This is a genomic window from Paenibacillus plantarum (assembly GCF_013141695.1).
In the GTDB taxonomy this organism is placed as follows: Bacteria; Bacillota; Bacilli; order Paenibacillales; family NBRC-103111; genus Paenibacillus_E; species Paenibacillus_E plantarum.
Window position 1 is genome coordinate 36,233 of the sequence record NZ_WHNY01000034.1, and the last position, 19,168, is coordinate 55,400.

Here is a 19,168-nt window from a genome sequence, read left to right on the forward strand (position 1 = left end):
ATGCTTACAGAACTTTCAATTCGTAATTTAGCTGTCATTGAACATGTACATATTCGATTTAAAGCAGGTTTTCACGTCCTTACAGGGGAAACTGGCGCTGGGAAATCGATCATCATAGATGCGTTAACTTTGATTGTTGGCGGTAGAGGTTCATCGGAATTAGTTCGTTATGGCGCTGATAAAGCAGAAATTGAAGCCATGTTTGACTTACCTGCTTCTCATCCGGTTTGGCATACGCTTACAGAGTTCGGGATTGAATCCGATGCTTCCGAGCATCTCATTATCCGCCGTGAAATTACGGCGACTGGCAAAAGCTCAAGTCGAATAAATGGTCAGCTTGTGAATATGACGATGTTGCGCAAGACGGGAGAGTGGCTCGTTAATATTCATGGTCAACATGAGCATCAATCCCTGCTTCATGTGGACGAGCATATTCATTCCTTGGATTTGTTCGGAGATGCCGAAATTGAGTCAGCGAAAAAGACGTACCAAGCTAGCTATGATCAGTATATGAAGCTTCAAAAAGAGCTGAATGATCTTCAAGAAACGAGCAAGCAGGCTCTGCAAATGTTAGACCTGTATCGGTTCCAGATTGAAGAGATATCATCAGCCAAGCTGAAATTAGGGGAAGACGAGACTTTAGCTGAGGAGAAGCGTAAGTTAGCAAATGCAGAGAAGCTTTATCAGAGCTCGTCCGAAGCCTATGATTTTCTCTATGCTACGAATCGAGGACTCGATGCTGCTGGCAAAGCAGTCTCACGCCTGCAGGATATCGTGCAGCTAGATCCGACGAATTTGAGCCCAATTCTTGAACAGGCGCAATCCGCCTTTTACCAGCTGGAAGACGCAGCTTATCAAATCAGAGATTATCGCGACAGCATTGAGTTCAATTCGTCTCGATTAGATTATATTGAACAAAGATTAGATACCATCACGTCTCTTCGCCGAAAATATGGAGAGAATATTAAAGAGATTCTGAGCTATTTAGAGAAGATCAAAAACGAAGTCGATACGATTGAAAATAAAGATGAAATTATTCGTAAATTAGAATACAAGCTTGTACTTGCTGAGAAACAAGTTGGTGTGCATGCGCTAGACCTGTCTAACCTGCGTAAAGGTATTGCAAGTGATCTCTCAGCTCAGATTGAACATGAATTACGTGATCTTCAAATGGAACGAACACAGTTTCGAGTGCAGATCGCTCATATTATCGATGACCGCGGCGTTGAGGTTGACGGCAATAAGGTTCGATTCTCCAGACAAGGCATTGATCAGGTTGAGTTCCTCATGGCTCCTAACCCAGGTGAACCGCTGCGTGGATTAAGTAAAATTGCTTCTGGTGGAGAGCTCTCCCGTATTATGCTCGCAATGAAGGCAATTTTTGCACGGATTGACCAAATTCCGGTGCTTGTTTTTGATGAAGTGGATACGGGGGTTAGCGGACGAGCGGCACAAGCGATTGCAGAGAAAATGTCCGTTCTATCACAAAGCTGTCAAGTCTTCTCCATTACTCATTTGCCTCAGGTTGCAAGCTTTGCAGATGTTCATTTCTATATTCGGAAAGAAGTGGATCATGAGCGAACATTCACGCGTGTTCAAGATATGCCAGATGCTGGCCGAATTGAAGAGCTTGCGAGGATGCTTGGCGGTGTAGAAGTGACAGAAACAACGCTTCATCATGCGGGAGAAATGCTTACCATGGCAAAAAATAAGAAAGCAAGGGCATGAAAGTATAGATAGTCATCATTTACAGTTATAAAAGAAGGGGACTGGGGTTAACTTATAGGTACGCAATTGACGAGGTTATTCGTCAGGGCTCAAGGAATTTTGAAGGAGCGTGTTGATAGTGCAATCCAACAAAAGAAAAAGATTGTTCGGACTCTTGCTCGTCTTCTTCGTTTGCTTGGTCAGTATGTCCCCGCCTTTTCAGAGCTTCGCCTCCTTTCCACAAGAACTCCGCTTGTTTAGCGGCCAAGGGAAGCAGCTTCAGTTAACGATGCCGGTCAGTGCCCAGGTCACGGTCAAGGATACGGATATTGTAAAGGTAAACGGCAACGCCGAGCACTCATTTCAAGTTAATTTGAACGAACCTATCTCTTTGCAATCCGACCATTCTGGGCAAACGGAAATGAAGCTCAAGCTGTTCGGAGCCATTCCAATCAAGACTGTCAAAGTGAATGTCGTACCTGATTTAAAAGTAATCCCAGGGGGCCAGACGATCGGTGTGAAAATTAAGTCCGCCGGTATCTTGGTAGTAGGTCACCATCTAGTGACTGTTGCCTCCGAACAAAAAGTTTCACCTGGGGAAGAAGCAAAAATTCAAGTTGGCGATTTAATTACCAAAATTAACGGCAAGGATTCTAAGGATGTTAGTAAGGTCGCAGAGTTAGTGGCCAAATCAGGCGAAAGCAAGAATCCTCTTGTTCTACAAATTTTAAGAAACAATCAAGAAATTGTTGTGAAGCTGCAGCCTGTATATGACGTCGTAGATAAGTCTTATCGCTTAGGTCTGTACATTCGCGACTCCGCGGCAGGGGTAGGGACGTTGACCTTCTACGCACCAGATCAAGGCGTCTACGGAGCTCTTGGACATGTCATAACGGATATGGATACTCAGACACCCATTATTGTAGGCGATGGTGACATTGTCTATTCGAATGTGACGTCGATTTCCAAAAGCCATAATGGAGATCCTGGGGAAAAGCATGCAACGCTTTACAAGGACAGCAAGGTGATTGGTAATATTGAGCGGAATACGGCTTTCGGGATTTTTGGGAAAATGTATGGAGCCCCTGATCACAGCTTAGATAAAGAAGCGATTCCCGTTGCCTTCGCAGAAGAAGTGAAAGAAGGACCTGCACAGATCTATACCGTGTTAGAAGGTCAAAAGGTTGAAAAATTCGATATCCAAGTAGTTCATGTTTCCAAACAAGATGTTCCGGGTACGAAAGGCATGGTTATCAAAATCACGGATCCACGCTTATTGGATAAAACAGGTGGCATTGTGCAAGGCATGAGCGGTTCTCCCATTATTCAAAATGGTAAACTGATCGGAGCGGTCACGCATGTATTCGTGAATGATCCGACTAGCGGCTATGGCTGCTTCATCGAATGGATGCTTCAGGACTCTGGAATCATCCTTCGGCCGACTTCGGGTAACACTGACAAAGAACTAAAGGTGAGTTAAAAACCTTTAGTTCTTTATTTCTTTTTAACCTTATTTTACCTGGGAATAGCGAGTTTAGTGACTTCATGTCGAATAATGTTGGAATTAGAAGTTAAATATTATAGTATATAAGAAACTCTAACAAAAGAAAAGAAAAATAATATTCGACAGAAGGATTTTAAAAAGAGCTGTCGAATAGTTTACATAAGAGAGATAAATACCAACTTGTTTCAGTAGCTAAAGGAGGAAATTCAGTTGCAAAAAATTCAGGTATTACTTGCAGACGATAACCGAGAATTCACCCATCTATTGTCAGAGTTCATTGGTGAACAAGAGGATATGGAAATTATGGGCGTTGCGTACAATGGTAACGAGGTTCTTCGGTTTTTGGAGCAACAGCGTGAGCTGCCCGATGTTCTCATATTAGATATTATTATGCCTCATCTGGATGGACTAGGTGTTCTGGAAAAAATGCGAGAGATGAATCTTCCTTCTCAGCCCAAAATCATTATGCTTACGGCATTTGGTCAAGAAAATATTACACAAAAAGCCGTGCAACTTGGAGCTTCCTATTACATATTAAAGCCATTTGATATGGAAACCCTTACGAATCGTATTCGTCAGCTTGCAGGTAATTCTTCAACCACGACTACGACTTCGTCAACGCCTCGTGCGAATGTCGTACATATGCCGAAAGGCAAAAATTTGGATGCTAATATTACGAGCATTATTCATGAAATTGGCGTGCCTGCACATATTAAAGGCTATCAATATTTACGTGAAGCCATTACGATGGTTTACAACAATATTGAAATCCTTGGTGCAATCACCAAAACCCTCTATCCGGCTATTGCTGAAAAATACAAAACGACGCCGAGCCGTGTCGAGCGTGCCATCCGTCATGCGATAGAAGTCGCTTGGACGCGCGGCAATATCGACAGTATTTCCTTCATTTTCGGATATACGATTAACATCTCGAAATCTAAGCCGACTAATAGCGAATTCATCGCGATGGTGGCGGATAAGCTCAGAATTGAGCATAAAGTTTCTTGAGACAGTTAGGAGCTTTATAATATATGTCAAATCAAGGACGCTCGAATTTGAGCGTTCTTTTTCATTTTTTTTAAAATATAAGATATTATATGTTTCACCATAATAAGTCGGCTATATTTCTCCATAAACGTTCTCGTCCCAAGTGGACGACATAGCCGTTTATTTTGATTGCATGAATGAGAGGGGAAGCAGAAAAACTACCTAGACAATCTAGGTAGTCCTTCTGTATTAGTTTTGAATTACCAAACAAATGCGCTAGTGATAATAACCAATAAGATGAAAAGTACCAAGACAGCTGCAGCGGAAGTATGATGATGACCAACGCCAATTCCACAACTCATTCGAATCAACCTCCAATTGGATATTTGGTTTGTGTTTCGAGATAGCTTATGACTATTTCTGTGGAATGTTTGGGCGAAACGACTGATTGTGCTATTGTCCCTGTCTGCTGAAATAAATATGAGGTACGGAAGGGGCAAGATGAAAACTTGGAACCTAGGGATACGTTGTTACGTTATTACATCGTAGCTTATTCTTTTCAACAAGAGATCGTGTAAGCGGAATTAGAAGCATGGAGGAAACGAGAATGGTATTGACGATAGTGATCATTGTGATTCTGATTGGTGTTTATTTTCTTTTTATGAATGTATATCCGGTATTCGGTCTAAGACCTTCTGAAGGTGATATTCGAAGGTTCGCTCAGTCTCCGCAATATGCGCAAAACAAGTTCGAAAATCCAGTCCCAGCGATGATGAATATGAGCTTTGGTACAACGCTTGGGATTTTGCGTGATATGATCAAAGGAAGCCCGCATCGACGTCCTAAGTTCGCGTTACCGATGGAGAAGCCACAGTTTAACGTGAATGGTGATACTAGCGTCACTTGGTTCGGACACTCGGCGAGCTTGTTAACAATTGATGGGAAAGCCTTGCTCCTTGATCCGATGTTCGGAAGAACGCCTTCACCATTTCCGTGGGTTGGTAAAAACAGATACAGCGGCGGAATCCCATTTGAGATTGCGGAGCTCCCGCAGATTGATGCCGTCATTCTATCACATGATCATTATGATCATTTGGATTATGGTTCAATTATGAAAATAAAACATAAAGTGAAACGGTTTTTTGTCCCACTAGGTGTAGGTGCTCATTTAATCCGCTGGGGAGTTCCAGCAGACAAGATTGAGGAGCATGATTGGTGGGAGGAAATGTCGTATGAAGGGCTGGAGCTGGCTTGTACGCCTGCCAATCACTTCTCAGGACGCAGTACGAATGATCGCGGGGCGACCTTATGGTGCTCATGGGTGATCAAAGGCAAGAACACCAGCCTATTTTTCAGTGGCGACAGCGGGTACACGCCTCATTTTAAGCAAATTGGGGATAAATACGGACCTTTCGATCTAACCTTGATGGAATGTGGTCAATATGATGAGCGTTGGGCGGATATTCACTTAATGCCGGAAGAAACGGTTCAAGCCCATTTGGATGTAAGAGGGAAAGTATTGCTGCCTATTCATTGGGGTGCCTTCACCTTAGCGATCCATGATTGGTTTGATCCTGTGACCCGCGCCGCGAAGGCTGCTGAGGCCAAAGGGGTTCAGATGGTCACGCCACCTATCGGACAGACCATTTTCTTAAAGGGATCCGATGTGCAGTCCTATCCGAAAGCGAATTGGTGGGTACAGTCATAGATCGTACTGAACTAGCTACTAGGGATTTCACATGGTATTATAGTTAGGTTAATAGTCAGATGTGAGCAGGAGAGAAGATAAGTCTATGTCGGAACAGAAAAGTGTACGGAAATTTCATTTTCTAGCCGTTGTGCTAGGAATAGCTATTGATAATGTCGGGACGATGTTATCGTCAGGGGTGATTGGCAGTCTATATTTTGCTAACCGGCCGTTGGAAGATCAAGATGTAAATGCGATTTATTCAAATGCAGCTCTTTTACTTTTATTTCTGGTCGTTGGCTTGTTCTGGACGTTCCTAGGTAGTTATTTCACGGCGAAGGTTGCCAAACGAGGCGAACTATTCAACGCAGCGATCATTGGGGTCATTGGCGCAGGGATTGGGTTTGATTCGATATTAACACAGGATGTAATCCCATTATGGTACGAATTGATTGGTTTAGTAGCCATCGTACCGGTATCGCTCCTGGGTGGATATCTGGCATTGAAGAGGAAGAAGACATCCCAATCCTAATTAGCTGATGGGTACATTAGACAGGATGATCTGCTGAATCTAGTGAAGTGAATTGTGCTTAGGAGGTGGAAGTATGCCTAAGTTCGCGAATGAGAGTGAAGAAGCGACGGCATTTCTACGCAAACAGACAGGCAGCAGTCAATTGGTGTGCTACACATATATTGATGCTGAGAATAGCTTAGAGAGTTTTTTTATTGTGAAAACAAGCAATAAGGTCATTCAAGTATCCTTTGCGGAGATTTCCTATGATCCAAGAAATTACCAGAGCTTACTCGAGGGGCTCTATCGTGTTATCTACGAATAAACAAGAAACCCCCTAGCCAATGCGGCTAAGGGGGTTTCTCATGTTCCTGCCAATTACTTAATGAACGTTAAAGCTTGATCAGCGATGGAGAACTTGTAGCGATCAAGGCAATTGCAAAGGTAATCTTTGCGGCAAATTGGGCAAGGTTCTTTCATCAAACGGTTCAAGTCCGTTACGCGGCCGATGCCAGTTTCAGCATCTCTTTCAAAGAAAAGACGGCATTTGTTGCGGTCTTTCAAGGAAACGACAACCTCGAAAAGTCCGTTCTTTTTATTATCACTGACTATTGTTGCATCAACTACCTGCGGATCGTAGGCCATATGTATTTCCTCCTAAGAGTTTGCTCAGCTAGACATTCCACATCGCAAATTCATAAATTAACATGCTTTTCTCTTTGTTTGCTCAGTTGCATTAGTATATTATATAAATAAAAAAGATTTTATTCAATAGGAGGTCATCTGGACATGATCATGGACTATTGTGAACAAGAAATTTCAGAAGGTCAGACATTCATTCACATCGGTTTACAGTTCGAGGATGAGCCAGATTCTTTATATGTGGCAGAGCTTGAGGTTGACGATCAAGGAGTAGTTAAGCATTGGCAGTTATTCTTCAATGGGTTTGATTGCAAATATAATTTCCGACCAACGGAGAAAGAAGAAATGATTCATTACGCAGCTCAACAAGGGATTTCCATTCGAGAAGTTGAAGACCCAGAATAAGAAAAGGAATTATCGCCATGTAAAGTATGGTTCAAATTCCTTGATTTGTGTTTATTCTGTTGTTTGTTTTGAAGTTCTATTCGTGTTGGAGTTGTTCGGGTTACGGGGTTCGTACCGTGCCAGTGCAATCGCTGTATCATAGGATCTAGCTTGCCTTCACGTAGATGGCGTTGACGCAGTTTTTGAGCTTGAGATCGAGACATCGTGATTCCTCTTTTCTGTTTGTAGTGTGTGTATACTTCTATTGTAACAGGTGATGTGGAAGTGGCAATGGAAAGTTTAGATGATAATGAAAAAGGGTGAACGACATGCGTATTCAAATCCAATTAGCGATAGATGGCGAAACGAAGAAAACAGATGTGCTCGAAATTGCCGAGTATAAACTTGGTGAAATGACGGATGATGAGATCGAGCAAGCGATCGAAGTGAAAATTCGAACCTGGGTTGATCGAATGGTTCAGGTGGAGTGGGAAGTTATTGATGAGTAGGACATAAAACGGCCCCGTAGGGATCTACCCCACGGAGCATCAGTGTACAACCTATGTATGTTAGTGAACGATGGTGCCTACTCCGGTCTTCTGTAAAGCATGTTCCCAGCTTGGGTAGTAATACAGGGCGTTTTTCATAAGATCAGGATGCAGCTTCTTCACATTTTTTTTGGCTAGAGATTCCCCTGTGCTGTGAAGCTGTACAATTTGGCCTAACACTTCGTCTGCGCTCATGTTTAGCTCCATAGATGTCCTCTCCTTTCTTTACGAATATAAACCAATGCTTGCCATTCAAAGCTTAAAATATACATAGAATTTTGTGGAATCGGGTAAATTAGATAGGCCATGAGACGACGTTAGGAAAGCTAGGTGTCTAACCATGAATTGGTCATCTTTATCTTTATTTGCCACAAAGCCAAACCTAATTTGCAAAGGGAAAATAGCTAAGAGAACAGATTCATTTGAAACATTTGAACAGCTTTCAAGCGGTCGTATACTCGTGCTTTCGCAGAGTGATATGGAGGAAGAACAGGCACAAGAACTGTTAGATCGAAGAGTGAAAGCCATCGTCCATTGTGGGCAAGCCATGAGTGGTCTATGCCCGACGGAAGGTCCGCTATTATTGTTGCAGCAGCATATCCCCATTATTGAAGTGGATGCCGTTCATGCTGATATCTTTTTGCACGAAGTAGAAATGATCATTTATCAGGATAGGCTCCATGTGGGCGGTCAATCTGTTCCATGCAAGCAATTTACGAGAGAAGATTGGCTGATAGCACAACGGGCTGCCCATGAGCAGGCGAGTGAACGGTGGGAACCCTTTATTGAACACACGTTGGCCTTTGCCATGCGAGAAAAGCAAGCTGTCAGAGAATCTTTACCCCACTTGCCGCTGCGCACACAATTCATGGGTAAACACATTTTAGTAGTGTCCAATGGAAAAGGGAATAAGAAGGATCTGCAAGCCGCTAGTGGATTTATAACGGCGTTTAAGCCGATATTACTTGGTGTTGGTGCAGGTGCGGATGTGCTATTATCTAGCGGTTATCAACCCGATGTCGTTGTTAGTGATGCAGATCAAATATCGAATCGCGTGTGGAAATGTGGTGCAGAAATCATTGTCCACACCTACCCAGATTCTCAAGGAATCCTTGATATTGGTTCACCTGATGGTCTAAGTAAGCATCATCATGTCTTGCCCTGTATAGGGAACAGTGAGGATGCTGCTTTATTGTTAGCCTATGAAAAAGGTGGAGAATGGCTGATTACCGTTGGTGTCCAATCGTATATGAGTGATTTTGTAGCCAAAGGCTTAGCAAATATGGGGAGTGCGTTGCTTGTTCGAATGAAAATTGGAGCTCGCCTCGTAGATATCAAAAGCTTACAAGCACTAACCCTTCAACCAACGGAGTGGCGGAGAGAAGTGCTTTCCACTGTTGGTCTATCTTGTGTTTTCATTGGATTAAGTCTATTGCAGCTGCACTGGATACTTAAACGAGCGAGTCATGTCGTGTGGAAGCTTGTTGGCGTAGAATGAGGGCTTGCTCGAAAAAAAGGACCGGACGCATTGTCCGGTCTATTTGTTGCGTTTTGGTTTGAATCGTGGAGCTAAATAGTTTCGCTTGCGATCTCTGAAAAAGGTCCAGCCGCCAATAAAGGCAACACCGATCAGAAACAATACCAAGCCTAAGAAGAATTTTCCCCATAACATACCGCTATTAGCAACTGTATCAAATTGTGCGAAAAAGGCATCTTTCATTGCGAGAAAGCCATAAGTAGCGGTTATTCCAGGAATAACGAGAAGTAGAATAGCAATAAAGCGATAAAAGGGTGCTTTCATAGTAACTCCTTACCTGACATGAAACATGTTTTTTCTAACATCATACCCCGAAACTGCTAGCGTGTCTAATTCCCCTCATAAGAATTAATAAGTTTCCGGTGCTCGGAAAAACAAATTCTTATTGGCGATTAAAAACAACAATTAAAACGCGGTCGCTCATCCTCGAATTACTTCGATAGAAGTTTTTCTCACAAATAAGACTATGACTTCGATCCCAAAAAAGGGTAATATAATAGATACGCACGTATACATATAACAAGTAATTTTTAATAGGAGGCTTCCCATGCATGAGTGAACATAGATATGATGTCGTGGTTTTAGGTGGCGGAATTGGCGGATATACCGCAGCAATTCGTGCTGCTCAGCTTGGAAAGTCTGTAGCGATTGTAGAACGCGATAAAATGGGCGGTACGTGCCTGCATCAGGGTTGTATCCCAAGTAAAGCTTTGCTTAGAAGTGCTGAAGTGTATGCCGCGATGAAGCATAGCGAGGATTATGGCATCACAGCTCAATCCATCTCGCTGAATTTTGACCAAGTATTAGGACGCAAGCAACGAATTGTCGATCAGCTGCATCAAGGACTTCAATTTCTGATGAAAAAGAATAAGATTACGATTCACCATGGCAATGGACGCATTATTGGACCTTCGATTTTCTCGCCGCGCAGCGGTGCTGTTTCAGTTGAGAAGGAGGATGGAGATATTGAAACGCTCCTTTCAAGCAATTTAATAATTGCAACGGGCTCTAGACCACGCAGTTTGCCAGGATTAGAAATAGACGGTACTTCAATTATCACAAGTGAAGATGCTCTGCGAATGGAAAGCTTGCCGAAGTCGATCATCATTGTTGGCGGTGGCGTGATTGGTGTTGAATGGGCTTCGATGTTAAACGATTTTGGCGTGGAAGTAACGATCGTAGAAGTTGATAAGCGTTTAGTCAGCTTAGAAGACGCAGATGTGTCCAAAGAGTTAGAACGTTTATTCAAGAAACGTGGGATTAAGGTGGAGACGGGTACGAAGGTGCTCCCGGAGTCTGTGAAAGTGGCAGATGGCAAGGTTACGATGCAAGTGGACAAGCAGGGTGAGGTACTGGAACTATCCGCAGAACGAGTTCTCGTTTCGGTTGGTCGTGTGGCGAATGTCGAAGCGATGGGTCTTGAGAATACGGATGTCAAAATTGATAAAGGCGTCATTCGCGTCAATCGCTATATGCAAACAACGGAATCCCACATCTACGCGGTTGGTGATGTCATCGGCGGACTTATGCTGGCACATATGGCCGGCCATGAGGGAATTCTGGCTGCAGAACATATTGCTGGTCATCAGCCAGATGAAATTCAAACGCACCTTGTATCCAAATGTACCTATACAAGACCTGAGATTGCCAGTGTTGGTTGGACCCAGCAGCAGGCGATTGATCAAGGTCGCCAAGTGAAAGTTGGCAAATTTAGTTTCAAAGGAATAGGGAAAGCTCTAGTTTATGGGGACTCCGATGGCTTCGTGAAAGTGATTGCAGATAAAGACACGAATGATATTCTCGGCGTTCATATGATTGGCCCTCAAGTAACCAACAGCATTACAGAAGCAGCGCTAGCTCAGATGTTGAACGCAACGCCTTGGGAGGTTGGACAGACCATCCACCCGCATCCAACACTTTCGGAAGCTTTGGGTGAAGCGATGCTTGCTGTGGATGGCATTGCAATTAGCGGATAAAAATTGTAATCATAAACGTTTGCGTTTATAATATGCTTATAGAGTCAAGTACTAGGACCAGGTATTAAGTTTTAGTAGCCATTTAATCTCACTAAGGAGGCAAACTCCATGTCCATTGGTCAGCTATATAAGCACAGAAGTTTAGGATTATCCGATGATGAAGCCGTACGTATGTATACGGTTATGAGCCTTGTAACTAAATTCGACGAGCGTGCCTTCATGCTGCAACGCGCAGGTAAAATTCCGTTTCACGTATCCGGTATGGGACAGTATGCCGGACAAGTTGGAATGGCTTTTGCGATGCAAGCTCAGAAAGACTATTTTTTGCCCTATTACCGTGATTATGCGTTTGTTTTATCGGTGGGAATGACAGTGAAAGATCTCATGCTCGCCATTTTCTGTAAAGCAGAAGATGTGAATAGCGGCGGCAGACAGATGGCAGGCCATTTCGGTGATCGTAAAAATCATATCGTAACGGCATCTTCACCTGTTACCACCCAAGTTCCGCATGCAGCGGGGATTGCTTTGGCAGCCAAGATGAAAAAACAGGATTTCGTTACTTTCGTCTCATTCGGAGAAGGTTCCAGTAATCAAGGAGATTTCCATGAGGGCTGTAATTTTGCAGGTGTACATAAGCTGCCGGTTATCTTCGTTTGTGAAAATAATCAGTATGCGATCTCTGTCCCACTTCATAAACAGGTGGCAGGCAAAATCGCGGATCGTGCAGTTGGATATGGCTTCCCAGGTGTTCAAGTCGATGGTACCGATGTTTTGGAAATGTACCGCGTAACGAAAGAAGCAAGAGAAAGAGCCCTTCGCGGAGAAGGTCCAACATTGATCGAGATGCTGTGTTATCGCATTATGCCGCACTCCACCTCGGATGACGATATGTTGTACCGTACGAAGGAAGAAGTCGAAGAGAACCGCAAGAAGGATGGCATCTTGAAATTCAAGGAGTATCTCATCGCTTGTGAGCTGTGGAGTGAAGAGCAGGACCTAGCGCTTCAAGAACGTCAAAAGCAAGAAGTCAATGATGCAACGAAGTATGCTGATCTTGCCCCTTATCCGAAGCCGGAAGATACGCTTCTTCATGTTTACGCGGAAGGAGATGGCAAATAGAGATGGCTGTTATAACGTATTTGGAAGCAATCCGCTCTGCGATGCAGGAGGAAATGCAACAGGACGACAACGTATTCGTCTTAGGTGAGGACGTAGGAAAAGGCGGCGTTCTCAACACGACCAAGGGGCTTCGCGATCTATTTGGCGAAGAACGCGTGATGGACACGCCGCTTGCAGAGTCGGCAATCGTTGGTGTTGCCATCGGCGCAGCGATGTATGGGATGAAGCCGATTGCTGAAATCCAATTTGCCGATTTTATTTTCCCGGCAACGAATCAAATCCTAAGCGAAGCGGCGAAAATCCGCTATCGTTCCAATAATGACTGGAGCTGCCCGATTGTCATTCGCGCTCCTTATGGCGCAACAGGCGCTGGTGCTTTGTACCATTCGCAATGTCCAGAATCGGTGTTCTTCGGAACGCCAGGCCTCAAAATCGTAGCACCTTCGAATCCGTATGATGCCAAGGGTCTGTTGAAAGCGGCTATTCGCGATGGCGATCCTGTGCTTTATTTTGAACATAAGAAGTGTTACTTGGCCTTATCGGCTGAAGTTCCTGAAGAAGACTACATCGTACCTATCGGCAAAGCTGACGTGAAGCGTCAAGGAACGGATATTACTGTCATCGCTTATGGCATGGTAGTCAATTATGTGCTTCAAGCCGCAGAGGAGCTGGCCAAGGAAGGTATTTCGGCACATGTCCTTGATTTGCGTACCTTGCAGCCGCTCGATCGCGATGCGATCCTAGAAGCCGCTAGAAAAACAGGCAAAGTACTCATTACCCATGAGGACAACAAGACCGGTGGTGTCGGAGCGGAAGTATCTGCGATTATCGCGGAAGAGATGCTTTTTGAGTTAGATGCGCCGATCGCAAGATTATGCGGCCCTGACGTTCCAGCTGTAGGCAGTAATCCTCCGATGGAGAAGTTTTTCCTTCTGAATGCTGATAAGTTGAAGGATGCTATGCGTCAGCTTGCTTTATTCTAAATATTTGTTCTTATTCGTTGATCTTTTCCGAAATTAGGAGGTACTTGTATGAACCAAACCGGCCGCCTCACCGAGGTTACTGTTCCGCATTTGGCGGAAAGTCTCGTTTCGGCTACAATCGGCAAATGGCTGAAAAAGCCAGGCGATTATATTGAACAATATGATGTTCTTTGTGAGCTATTCACTGAGAAAGTAAATACAGAAATGCCTAGCCCTATTGAGGGCAAGCTGATCAAAATTATTGTCGGCGACGGTGAAACGGCTGCCGTTGGTGAAGCGATTTGTGTCATTGAGGAGCCTGTTAGCTCCTCAGCGGCGGCTTCAGCAGCGCCAGTTGCTGTCACGGATACAGCTGTTGCGTCCGAAGACGCGGATCAAAGCATGCGTGGACGCTTCTCTCCAGCGGTCCACAGACTTGCCCAAGATAACCGTGTCGATTTGTCACGCGTTGCAGGGACAGGCCTTGGCGGACGTATTACGCGCAAGGATGTAGAGACCTTCATCGCATCAGGTGGAGCTAACGCGGCACCTGCGGCTGTTCAAGTAGTCTCAGCAGCATCGCCCGCAGCAGCATCTGTTGTCCAAGAAGAACCAGTTAATCAGCCTGTTCGCAGCTCGGGTATCCATTTGTCGGCGAGTCCACAAACACCACTGATCGAAGCAGAAGGCCACAACTTGGATGCTCGAAACGAGCATTTCATTGATGTAACACCTATGCGTAATGCGATTGCTACGAAGATGCGTCAAAGCGTCACCGAAATTCCACACGCTTGGACCATGATCGAAGTGGATGTAACGAATCTAGTTGTCCTTCGGAACAAAGTGAAGGACGAGTTCATGCGCCGCGAGGGCATCAACTTGACTTACCTCGCGTTTATGCTGAAAGCTGTCGTTAACGCGATCAAAGATTATCCGATTATTAATTCCGTATGGGCTGTTGATAAAATAATCGTGAAACGCGACATTAATATTTCCTTGTCAGTTGGAACGGAAGATTCCGTTATGACACCGGTGATCAAGAAAGCAGATCAGAAGAATATCGCAGGACTTGCAAGGGAAATTGATGAGTTGACGAAGAAAACGCGTGCGGGGAAATTAGCTCTTACGGATATGGTTGGCGGTACATTTACCGTTAATAATACAGGCTCCTTCGGTTCGATTCTGTCGTACCCAATCATTAACTATCCGCAAGCGGCGATTGTGACGTTCGAATCGATCGTGAAGAAGCCTGTCGTTATTCAAGATATGATAGCGGTGCGCTCCATGGTTAACCTTTGTTTGTCGCTAGATCACAGGATTCTGGATGGTGTGATCTGTGGAAGGTTCCTACAAAGAGTGAAAGAAAATTTAGAAAGCTACAACGCGGATACTAAAATTTACTAACTTTTTATGACGTGAAAAATAATCCGGCTGTAAACAATAAACTGGATAACAGCATAACGAAGAGCATAATGTAAATAACGACTTTGAACCATTTCTTATTCTGTAGCACGGGATTCACTCCTTTTTCATCCAAGCTTGTACCGTTTTATTGTAACTCAAAGTGTGTATCGGAGGAAAGTACATGATTCAACAAGATCGTTTAGTCCAAGAATTCATTTCCCTCGTTCAAGTGGATAGTGAAACGAGATTTGAGCAAGACATCTGTGTTGTGCTCAAAGAGAAATTCAGCAAGTATGGCTTACAGGTTGTTGAAGATGCGTCGATGTCCAAGAGTGGACACGGTGCAGGTAACTTGATCTGCACATTGGAAGCGACAGACAGCAATCCGGCGATTCCTACCATTTTCTTCACATGCCATATGGACACGGTTGCTCCAGGGAATGGCATTAAGCCGCAAATCGGTGAGGATGGTTATATTCGCTCTGATGGCACAACGATTCTTGGCAGCGATGATAAAGCTGGTATTGCTGCCATGCTCGAAGGGATTCAAGTTCTGAAGGAACAGAACATTCCGCATGGCCGTATTCAGTTCGTCATTACCGCAGGTGAAGAAAGTGGCTTGAAAGGTGCTCGTGCCATGGAACGCAGCTCTATGGAAGCTGAATATGGCTTCGCATTAGATTCCAATGGAAATCTAGGCGCTATTGCTACTGCGGCTCCTGGGCGTGCAGAGATTGAAATCATTTTCCATGGCAAAACAGCGCATGCTGGTGTAAATCCAGAAGATGGCATCTCGGCCATCCAAGTGGCTAGCAAAGCCGTTTCTCGCATGTCACTAGGTAGAATCGATAATGAGACGACAGCTAATATTGGCAGCTTTTCTGGTGTTGGCCCGTTGAATGTCGTATGCGATAAAGTGAAGATGGAAGCGGAAGCACGTAGTATTGTTCAGCACAAATTGGAAGCGCAGATCGAAGCGATGAAACAGGCTTGCGAATCCGCTGCTAAAGAAGCGGGCACGACCTGTGAATTCCATGCGGATATCGTCTACGCATCCTATATGCATGATGATTCTGCACCGATTGTGCAATTAACTTCACGTGCGATGAGCACGATAGGGTTAACGGCAAGCACGTTCCACTCAGGTGGCGGCAGCGATGCGAATGTTTTCAACGGGATGGGAATTCCTACTGTGAATTTGGCCGTTGGTTATTTAGACATTCATACGGTCAAAGAGCGCATTGCGATCAAGGATCTCGTCAAAACAGCTGAACTCGTCGTGGCGCTTGTGAAAGAAGCTGCTAAGGTTTAGATCCAGAAAATAAATAAAAACCGATTCGTCCGCCAACTGGCGCGGCTAATCGGTTTTCGTTTTTGTTTCATGCATGGATGATTCGAAGTTTATGTGAAGGTCCTTGTGAGGAAGTCTTCTGAGATATGTACATGCCTGCTAAATAATCAACCAATGGTATCTTCGGATCTCCTTGTTGCAGCATTTGCTGAAGCTGATATTTGATCTCCCATGCTTTACCTACAAGTCGAATTTGTTTGGCACTCACATAGCTCTTCATCTCACAAACCCTCTTTTCAGGAAAATATTTGATATAATGAACGATATGCGGCATGTGGACAAGTTAGACCAATTAATGAGGATGAGGTGCACGAATGACGGACCATAAGAAATTTGAAGAAGTGACGATAAGCAGCGAAATGATTTTCAAGGGTAAAATAATTTCCTTGCAAGTAGATCAAGTGACATTGCCCAATGGAGGAACAGCTTCTCGCGAGATCGTTAAGCATCCAGGCGCAGTAGCGGTGATCCCGCTCCTAGGGGATAAAATGATCGTCGTAGAGCAGTACCGTAAGCCGCTTGAGAAGAGTCAGGTGGAAATCCCTGCGGGGAAGCTCGACAGCGGTGAGGAGCCTTTGAGAGCGGCCTTGCGTGAGCTTGAGGAAGAGACAGGTTATAAGACAGATAACATTCGATTGGTAAGTTCATTCTCCACGTCGCCTGGGTTTGCGGATGAGATCATCCATTTATTCATAGCGGAAGATTTAGTAAAGGGTACAGCGAACCCGGATGAGGACGAATTCCTTGATTGTGAAGCGATCACCTTAGAACAAGCTCAGCAGTATATGCGTGAGGGACGTATCAGTGACGCCAAAACGATCATGGCGGTGTATGCTTGGCAGCTATACAAGTTAACGGGTCAAATCTAAATGTTGAAGGATTACTATGTTGATCTGCATATTCATATTGGCCGGACGGAGAAAGGTCAAGCTGTCAAAATTAGCGCAGCGAATAATCTCACCTTTTTCAATATTGCCCATGAAGCTGCGAACCGCAAAGGGATGGAGATGATCTCCATCATCGATACGCACTCTCCGTCAGTCCAAGAGGAAATTATGATGTATTTGGATAAGGGAGACATGGCGGAGCTCGAGGGTGGTGGGATTCGGTATCGGGATACGTCCATCATCCTGGGGAGTGAAATTGAAGTGAGAGACCCTGGAATGGGGCCAGCTCATGTTTTGGCCTATATGCCAAACCTTCAAGTAATGCAGGAGTTTACGGGATGGATGAGCCGGCATATGAAAAATGTGGAGCTTAGTTCTCAGCGCATCTACGTGCCTGCTCGTGACCTTCAGGAAGAGGTATTGGGCCGAGGAGGCATCCTGATCCCTGCACACATCTTCACGCCGCACAAAAGCGTGTACGGCAGCGCTACAAGCTGCATGAACGAGTTGCTTGATGTGAAGCAGATACCTGCCGTTGAACTCGGGCTAAGTGCGGATTCGGATATGGCTGGGTATATCTCTGAGCTCGATGATTTCACTTATATAACGAATTCAGACGCCCATTCCTTGGCCAAAATAGGTCGTGAATACAACCAGATGAAACTTGCTGAGCCAACGTTTGATGAGTTAGTTAAAGCGCTTCGACGTCAGGATGGACGAGGTGTCACAGCCAACTATGGCCTGAATTCGCGATTAGGCAAATATCACCGAACCTATTGCAGCCTATGTGAGGCTGTACTGGACGATGGAGAAACGGCAGTGGAACGCTGTGTGAATTGCGGCAGTGCCAAAATTGTGCGCGGCGTCATGGATCGAATCATGGCGATTGCAGATCGGGAGATGTCTTATCAGCCAGCGCATCGACCACCGTACCATTTTCAAGTCCCCTTAGAGTACATCCCAGGAATGGGTCCGAAGAAGCTTGACCAATTGCTAAGTCATTTCGGAACGGAAATGCAGGTCCTGCACCATGCAACGCCGGAGGCGTTAGCTAGTGTCGTTGGGGACGAGATTGCTGCGTACCTTATAAGTGCTCGAAAAGGGACCTTAAGTCTCGAAGTTGGCGGCGGCGGAAAGTATGGCAAAGTGAAAAATCATTCATAGTTTTACCTTTTCACTCATAAGCTTGTCTTTGTAGAGGTTGTACAAGGAGGGAGTGGCGAGTGTGAATAGGAACTTAACGATGAAACAATATATGAAGGATAATTTGCCGTTATTTATATTCGTCTCTGTGCTCTTTGTTATTGGCGTTGTTTTCGGTGCCGTCATGGTTAATGCGCTTTCCTTGGAACAGAGGACGGAAATGACCCGCCATTTGGGCAGTTTTTTTCATGAAATTAATGAAGGCATCGAAATTGACAGCCAGCAATCGTTTAGTCAAGCATTCGGTATGCATATGAAGTGGATACTATTAATCTGGTTATTTGGCTTGTCGATAATAGGTTTGCCGTTGATCTTAGTATTGGATTTTCTAAAAGGTGTGCTGATTGGCTTCACGGTTGGATACCTCGTGGGTCAAATGTCGTGGAAAGGGATGCTTTTTGCGCTTGTGGCCGTTGTTCCTCAAAATTTGATCGTTATACCAGCGATTTTATTCTGCAGCGTGGCTGCGATGTCATTCTCGCTTTATATGATAAAGCATAGAATTATGAGTCGCAGTGGTAACATTTACCAACCCTTCATGAGATATACAACCATCACTTTAGTGATGGGAGGCTTCCTTTTAGCCGCTGCTTTATTAGAAGGATACTTCTCCCAATACATGATGAAATGGGTAACCCCAATGCTGGTGGGGGTTTATGGGTAATGAAATGAATTGTGATTGTGTTTGACTTTGTCAGCAAGCTCCCCCTATAATGAAAAGAGTGGCTAAAAATGGGCTAGGATGCCCACCTTTCTGAG

At 44.6% G+C, this 19,168-nt stretch carries 24 protein-coding genes; 17 read left to right on the forward strand and 7 right to left on the reverse strand.

The window, feature by feature from the left end; genetic code table 11:
- From recN to spo0A, 3 genes are all read left to right on the forward strand, one after another.
- Window positions 1–1,728, forward strand: a complete 1,728-nt coding sequence (gene recN, locus GC096_RS10485) for a DNA repair protein RecN (RefSeq protein WP_171630187.1) — start codon at window positions 1–3, stop codon at window positions 1,726–1,728.
- A 118-nt stretch (window positions 1,729–1,846) separates the two neighbouring features.
- A complete protein-coding gene (gene spoIVB, locus GC096_RS10490) occupies window positions 1,847–3,187 on the forward strand; it encodes a SpoIVB peptidase (RefSeq protein ID WP_171630188.1) in 1,341 nt (446 codons plus the stop codon).
- A gap of 234 nt (window positions 3,188–3,421) precedes the next feature.
- On the forward strand, window positions 3,422–4,219 hold the full coding sequence (gene spo0A, locus GC096_RS10495; RefSeq protein ID WP_056614643.1) for a sporulation transcription factor Spo0A: 798 nt from the start codon (window positions 3,422–3,424) through the stop codon (window positions 4,217–4,219).
- Window positions 4,220–4,458: 239 nt separating this feature from the next.
- Here spo0A and GC096_RS10500 read toward each other — a convergent pair whose 3' ends face one another.
- Window positions 4,459–4,560 carry a YjcZ family sporulation protein gene (locus GC096_RS10500; protein WP_171630189.1) on the reverse strand — a complete coding sequence of 34 codons (102 nt, stop codon included), beginning with the start codon at window positions 4,558–4,560 and terminating at the stop codon, window positions 4,459–4,461.
- A gap of 245 nt (window positions 4,561–4,805) precedes the next feature.
- Between GC096_RS10500 and GC096_RS10505 the strand changes: the two genes are divergently transcribed.
- The 3 genes from GC096_RS10505 (at window position 4,806) to GC096_RS10515 (ending at window position 6,721) form a co-directional block, all read left to right on the forward strand.
- Window positions 4,806–5,906 (forward strand): MBL fold metallo-hydrolase, encoded by a 1,101-nt coding sequence (locus tag GC096_RS10505; protein ID WP_171630190.1) that lies wholly within the window; start codon window positions 4,806–4,808, stop codon window positions 5,904–5,906.
- Between the two features lie 85 nt (window positions 5,907–5,991).
- Complete coding sequence (locus GC096_RS10510; protein ID WP_171630191.1) at window positions 5,992–6,417, forward strand: hypothetical protein; 426 nt, start codon at window positions 5,992–5,994, stop codon at window positions 6,415–6,417.
- Between the two features lie 73 nt (window positions 6,418–6,490).
- Window positions 6,491–6,721 carry a hypothetical protein gene (locus GC096_RS10515; protein ID WP_056614631.1) on the forward strand — a complete coding sequence of 77 codons (231 nt, stop codon included), beginning with the start codon at window positions 6,491–6,493 and terminating at the stop codon, window positions 6,719–6,721.
- 53 nt (window positions 6,722–6,774) lie between these two features.
- On the opposite strand, the gene GC096_RS10520 is transcribed toward GC096_RS10515, so the two are convergent.
- Window positions 6,775–7,041: a hypothetical protein gene (locus GC096_RS10520; RefSeq protein ID WP_028554204.1), complete on the reverse strand. Its 267-nt coding sequence runs from the start codon at window positions 7,039–7,041 to the stop codon at window positions 6,775–6,777.
- 144 nt (window positions 7,042–7,185) lie between these two features.
- Between GC096_RS10520 and GC096_RS10525 the strand changes: the two genes are divergently transcribed.
- Window positions 7,186–7,443 (forward strand): hypothetical protein, encoded by a 258-nt coding sequence (locus GC096_RS10525; protein ID WP_171630192.1) that lies wholly within the window; start codon window positions 7,186–7,188, stop codon window positions 7,441–7,443.
- Here GC096_RS10525 and brfA read toward each other — a convergent pair.
- Entirely contained in the window at window positions 7,401–7,646 is a 246-nt protein-coding gene (gene brfA / locus GC096_RS39695; protein ID WP_512699182.1) for a ribosome rescue factor BrfA, read from the reverse strand. The genes GC096_RS10525 and brfA overlap by 43 nt on opposite strands.
- Window positions 7,647–7,751: 105 nt before the next feature.
- Between brfA and GC096_RS10530 the strand changes: the two genes are divergently transcribed.
- A complete protein-coding gene (locus GC096_RS10530) occupies window positions 7,752–7,931 on the forward strand; it encodes a hypothetical protein (RefSeq protein ID WP_171630193.1) in 180 nt (59 codons plus the stop codon).
- 60 nt (window positions 7,932–7,991) lie between these two features.
- On the opposite strand, the gene GC096_RS10535 is transcribed toward GC096_RS10530, so the two are convergent.
- The gene (locus tag GC096_RS10535) at window positions 7,992–8,177 is read right to left on the reverse strand and encodes a hypothetical protein (RefSeq protein ID WP_145655418.1); all 186 of its coding nucleotides are present in this window, start codon (window positions 8,175–8,177) and stop codon (window positions 7,992–7,994) included.
- Window positions 8,178–8,310: 133 nt separating this feature from the next.
- On the opposite strand from GC096_RS10535, the gene steA reads away from it, so the two are divergent.
- The gene (gene steA, locus GC096_RS10540) at window positions 8,311–9,468 is read left to right on the forward strand and encodes a putative cytokinetic ring protein SteA (RefSeq protein ID WP_171630194.1); all 1,158 of its coding nucleotides are present in this window, start codon (window positions 8,311–8,313) and stop codon (window positions 9,466–9,468) included.
- Between the two features lie 39 nt (window positions 9,469–9,507).
- Here the strand turns inward: steA and GC096_RS10545 are convergent, their stop codons facing one another.
- Window positions 9,508–9,771 carry a DUF2627 domain-containing protein gene (locus GC096_RS10545; RefSeq protein ID WP_056614619.1) on the reverse strand — a complete coding sequence of 88 codons (264 nt, stop codon included), beginning with the start codon at window positions 9,769–9,771 and terminating at the stop codon, window positions 9,508–9,510.
- A 287-nt stretch (window positions 9,772–10,058) separates the two neighbouring features.
- Here GC096_RS10545 and lpdA point away from each other — a divergent pair, with 287 nt between their 5' ends.
- The 4 genes from lpdA (at window position 10,059) to GC096_RS10565 (ending at window position 14,968) form a co-directional block, all read left to right on the forward strand.
- A complete protein-coding gene (gene lpdA, locus GC096_RS10550) occupies window positions 10,059–11,483 on the forward strand; it encodes a dihydrolipoyl dehydrogenase (protein WP_171630195.1) in 1,425 nt (474 codons plus the stop codon).
- Window positions 11,484–11,591: 108 nt separating this feature from the next.
- Entirely contained in the window at window positions 11,592–12,602 is a 1,011-nt protein-coding gene (locus tag GC096_RS10555; protein ID WP_171630196.1) for a thiamine pyrophosphate-dependent dehydrogenase E1 component subunit alpha, read from the forward strand.
- A 2-nt stretch (window positions 12,603–12,604) separates the two neighbouring features.
- On the forward strand, window positions 12,605–13,585 hold the full coding sequence (locus GC096_RS10560) for an alpha-ketoacid dehydrogenase subunit beta (RefSeq protein WP_171630197.1): 981 nt from the start codon (window positions 12,605–12,607) through the stop codon (window positions 13,583–13,585).
- A gap of 48 nt (window positions 13,586–13,633) precedes the next feature.
- Window positions 13,634–14,968, forward strand: coding sequence for a dihydrolipoamide acetyltransferase family protein (locus GC096_RS10565; protein ID WP_171630198.1), 1,335 nt, complete (start codon window positions 13,634–13,636; stop codon window positions 14,966–14,968).
- Between the two features lie 4 nt (window positions 14,969–14,972).
- Here GC096_RS10565 and prli42 read toward each other — a convergent pair whose 3' ends face one another.
- On the reverse strand, window positions 14,973–15,077 hold the full coding sequence (prli42, locus tag GC096_RS10570; protein WP_157256922.1) for a stressosome-associated protein Prli42: 105 nt from the start codon (window positions 15,075–15,077) through the stop codon (window positions 14,973–14,975).
- Window positions 15,078–15,149: 72 nt separating this feature from the next.
- On the opposite strand from prli42, the gene GC096_RS10575 reads away from it, so the two are divergent.
- Complete coding sequence (locus GC096_RS10575) at window positions 15,150–16,280, forward strand: M20/M25/M40 family metallo-hydrolase (RefSeq protein WP_171630199.1); 1,131 nt, start codon at window positions 15,150–15,152, stop codon at window positions 16,278–16,280.
- A gap of 67 nt (window positions 16,281–16,347) precedes the next feature.
- Here GC096_RS10575 and mciZ read toward each other — a convergent pair whose 3' ends face one another.
- Complete coding sequence (gene mciZ / locus GC096_RS10580) at window positions 16,348–16,539, reverse strand: Z-ring formation inhibitor MciZ (RefSeq protein WP_171630200.1); 192 nt, start codon at window positions 16,537–16,539, stop codon at window positions 16,348–16,350.
- Between the two features lie 94 nt (window positions 16,540–16,633).
- Between mciZ and GC096_RS10585 the strand changes: the two genes are divergently transcribed.
- From GC096_RS10585 to spoIIM, 3 genes are all read left to right on the forward strand, one after another.
- The gene (locus GC096_RS10585) at window positions 16,634–17,188 is read left to right on the forward strand and encodes an NUDIX hydrolase (protein WP_171630201.1); all 555 of its coding nucleotides are present in this window, start codon (window positions 16,634–16,636) and stop codon (window positions 17,186–17,188) included.
- Window positions 17,189–18,370, forward strand: coding sequence for an endonuclease Q family protein (locus GC096_RS10590; RefSeq protein ID WP_171630202.1), 1,182 nt, complete (start codon window positions 17,189–17,191; stop codon window positions 18,368–18,370).
- Window positions 18,371–18,431: 61 nt separating this feature from the next.
- Window positions 18,432–19,073, forward strand: coding sequence for a stage II sporulation protein M (spoIIM, locus tag GC096_RS10595; protein WP_312886239.1), 642 nt, complete (start codon window positions 18,432–18,434; stop codon window positions 19,071–19,073).
- The last annotated feature ends 95 nt before the right edge of the window (window positions 19,074–19,168 follow it).

Coding starts and splice junctions, on each gene's coding strand:
- recN (WP_171630187.1), top strand. CDS start 1: ATGCTTACAGAACTTTCAATTCGTAATTTAGCTGTCATTGAACATGTA.
- GC096_RS10500 (WP_171630189.1), bottom strand. CDS start 4,560: ATGAGTTGTGGAATTGGCGTTGGTCATCATCATACTTCCGCTGCAGCT.
- GC096_RS10505 (WP_171630190.1), top strand. CDS start 4,806: ATGGTATTGACGATAGTGATCATTGTGATTCTGATTGGTGTTTATTTT.
- GC096_RS10510 (WP_171630191.1), top strand. CDS start 5,992: ATGTCGGAACAGAAAAGTGTACGGAAATTTCATTTTCTAGCCGTTGTG.
- GC096_RS10515 (WP_056614631.1), top strand. CDS start 6,491: ATGCCTAAGTTCGCGAATGAGAGTGAAGAAGCGACGGCATTTCTACGC.
- GC096_RS10520 (WP_028554204.1), bottom strand. CDS start 7,041: ATGGCCTACGATCCGCAGGTAGTTGATGCAACAATAGTCAGTGATAAT.
- GC096_RS10525 (WP_171630192.1), top strand. CDS start 7,186: ATGATCATGGACTATTGTGAACAAGAAATTTCAGAAGGTCAGACATTC.
- brfA (WP_512699182.1), bottom strand. CDS start 7,646: ATGTCTCGATCTCAAGCTCAAAAACTGCGTCAACGCCATCTACGTGAA.
- GC096_RS10530 (WP_171630193.1), top strand. CDS start 7,752: ATGCGTATTCAAATCCAATTAGCGATAGATGGCGAAACGAAGAAAACA.
- GC096_RS10535 (WP_145655418.1), bottom strand. CDS start 8,177: ATGGAGCTAAACATGAGCGCAGACGAAGTGTTAGGCCAAATTGTACAG.
- steA (WP_171630194.1), top strand. CDS start 8,311: ATGAATTGGTCATCTTTATCTTTATTTGCCACAAAGCCAAACCTAATT.
- GC096_RS10545 (WP_056614619.1), bottom strand. CDS start 9,771: ATGAAAGCACCCTTTTATCGCTTTATTGCTATTCTACTTCTCGTTATT.
- lpdA (WP_171630195.1), top strand. CDS start 10,059: ATGAGTGAACATAGATATGATGTCGTGGTTTTAGGTGGCGGAATTGGC.
- GC096_RS10555 (WP_171630196.1), top strand. CDS start 11,592: ATGTCCATTGGTCAGCTATATAAGCACAGAAGTTTAGGATTATCCGAT.
- GC096_RS10560 (WP_171630197.1), top strand. CDS start 12,605: ATGGCTGTTATAACGTATTTGGAAGCAATCCGCTCTGCGATGCAGGAG.
- GC096_RS10565 (WP_171630198.1), top strand. CDS start 13,634: ATGAACCAAACCGGCCGCCTCACCGAGGTTACTGTTCCGCATTTGGCG.
- GC096_RS10575 (WP_171630199.1), top strand. CDS start 15,150: ATGATTCAACAAGATCGTTTAGTCCAAGAATTCATTTCCCTCGTTCAA.
- mciZ (WP_171630200.1), bottom strand. CDS start 16,539: ATGAAGAGCTATGTGAGTGCCAAACAAATTCGACTTGTAGGTAAAGCA.
- GC096_RS10585 (WP_171630201.1), top strand. CDS start 16,634: ATGACGGACCATAAGAAATTTGAAGAAGTGACGATAAGCAGCGAAATG.
- GC096_RS10590 (WP_171630202.1), top strand. CDS start 17,189: ATGTTGAAGGATTACTATGTTGATCTGCATATTCATATTGGCCGGACG.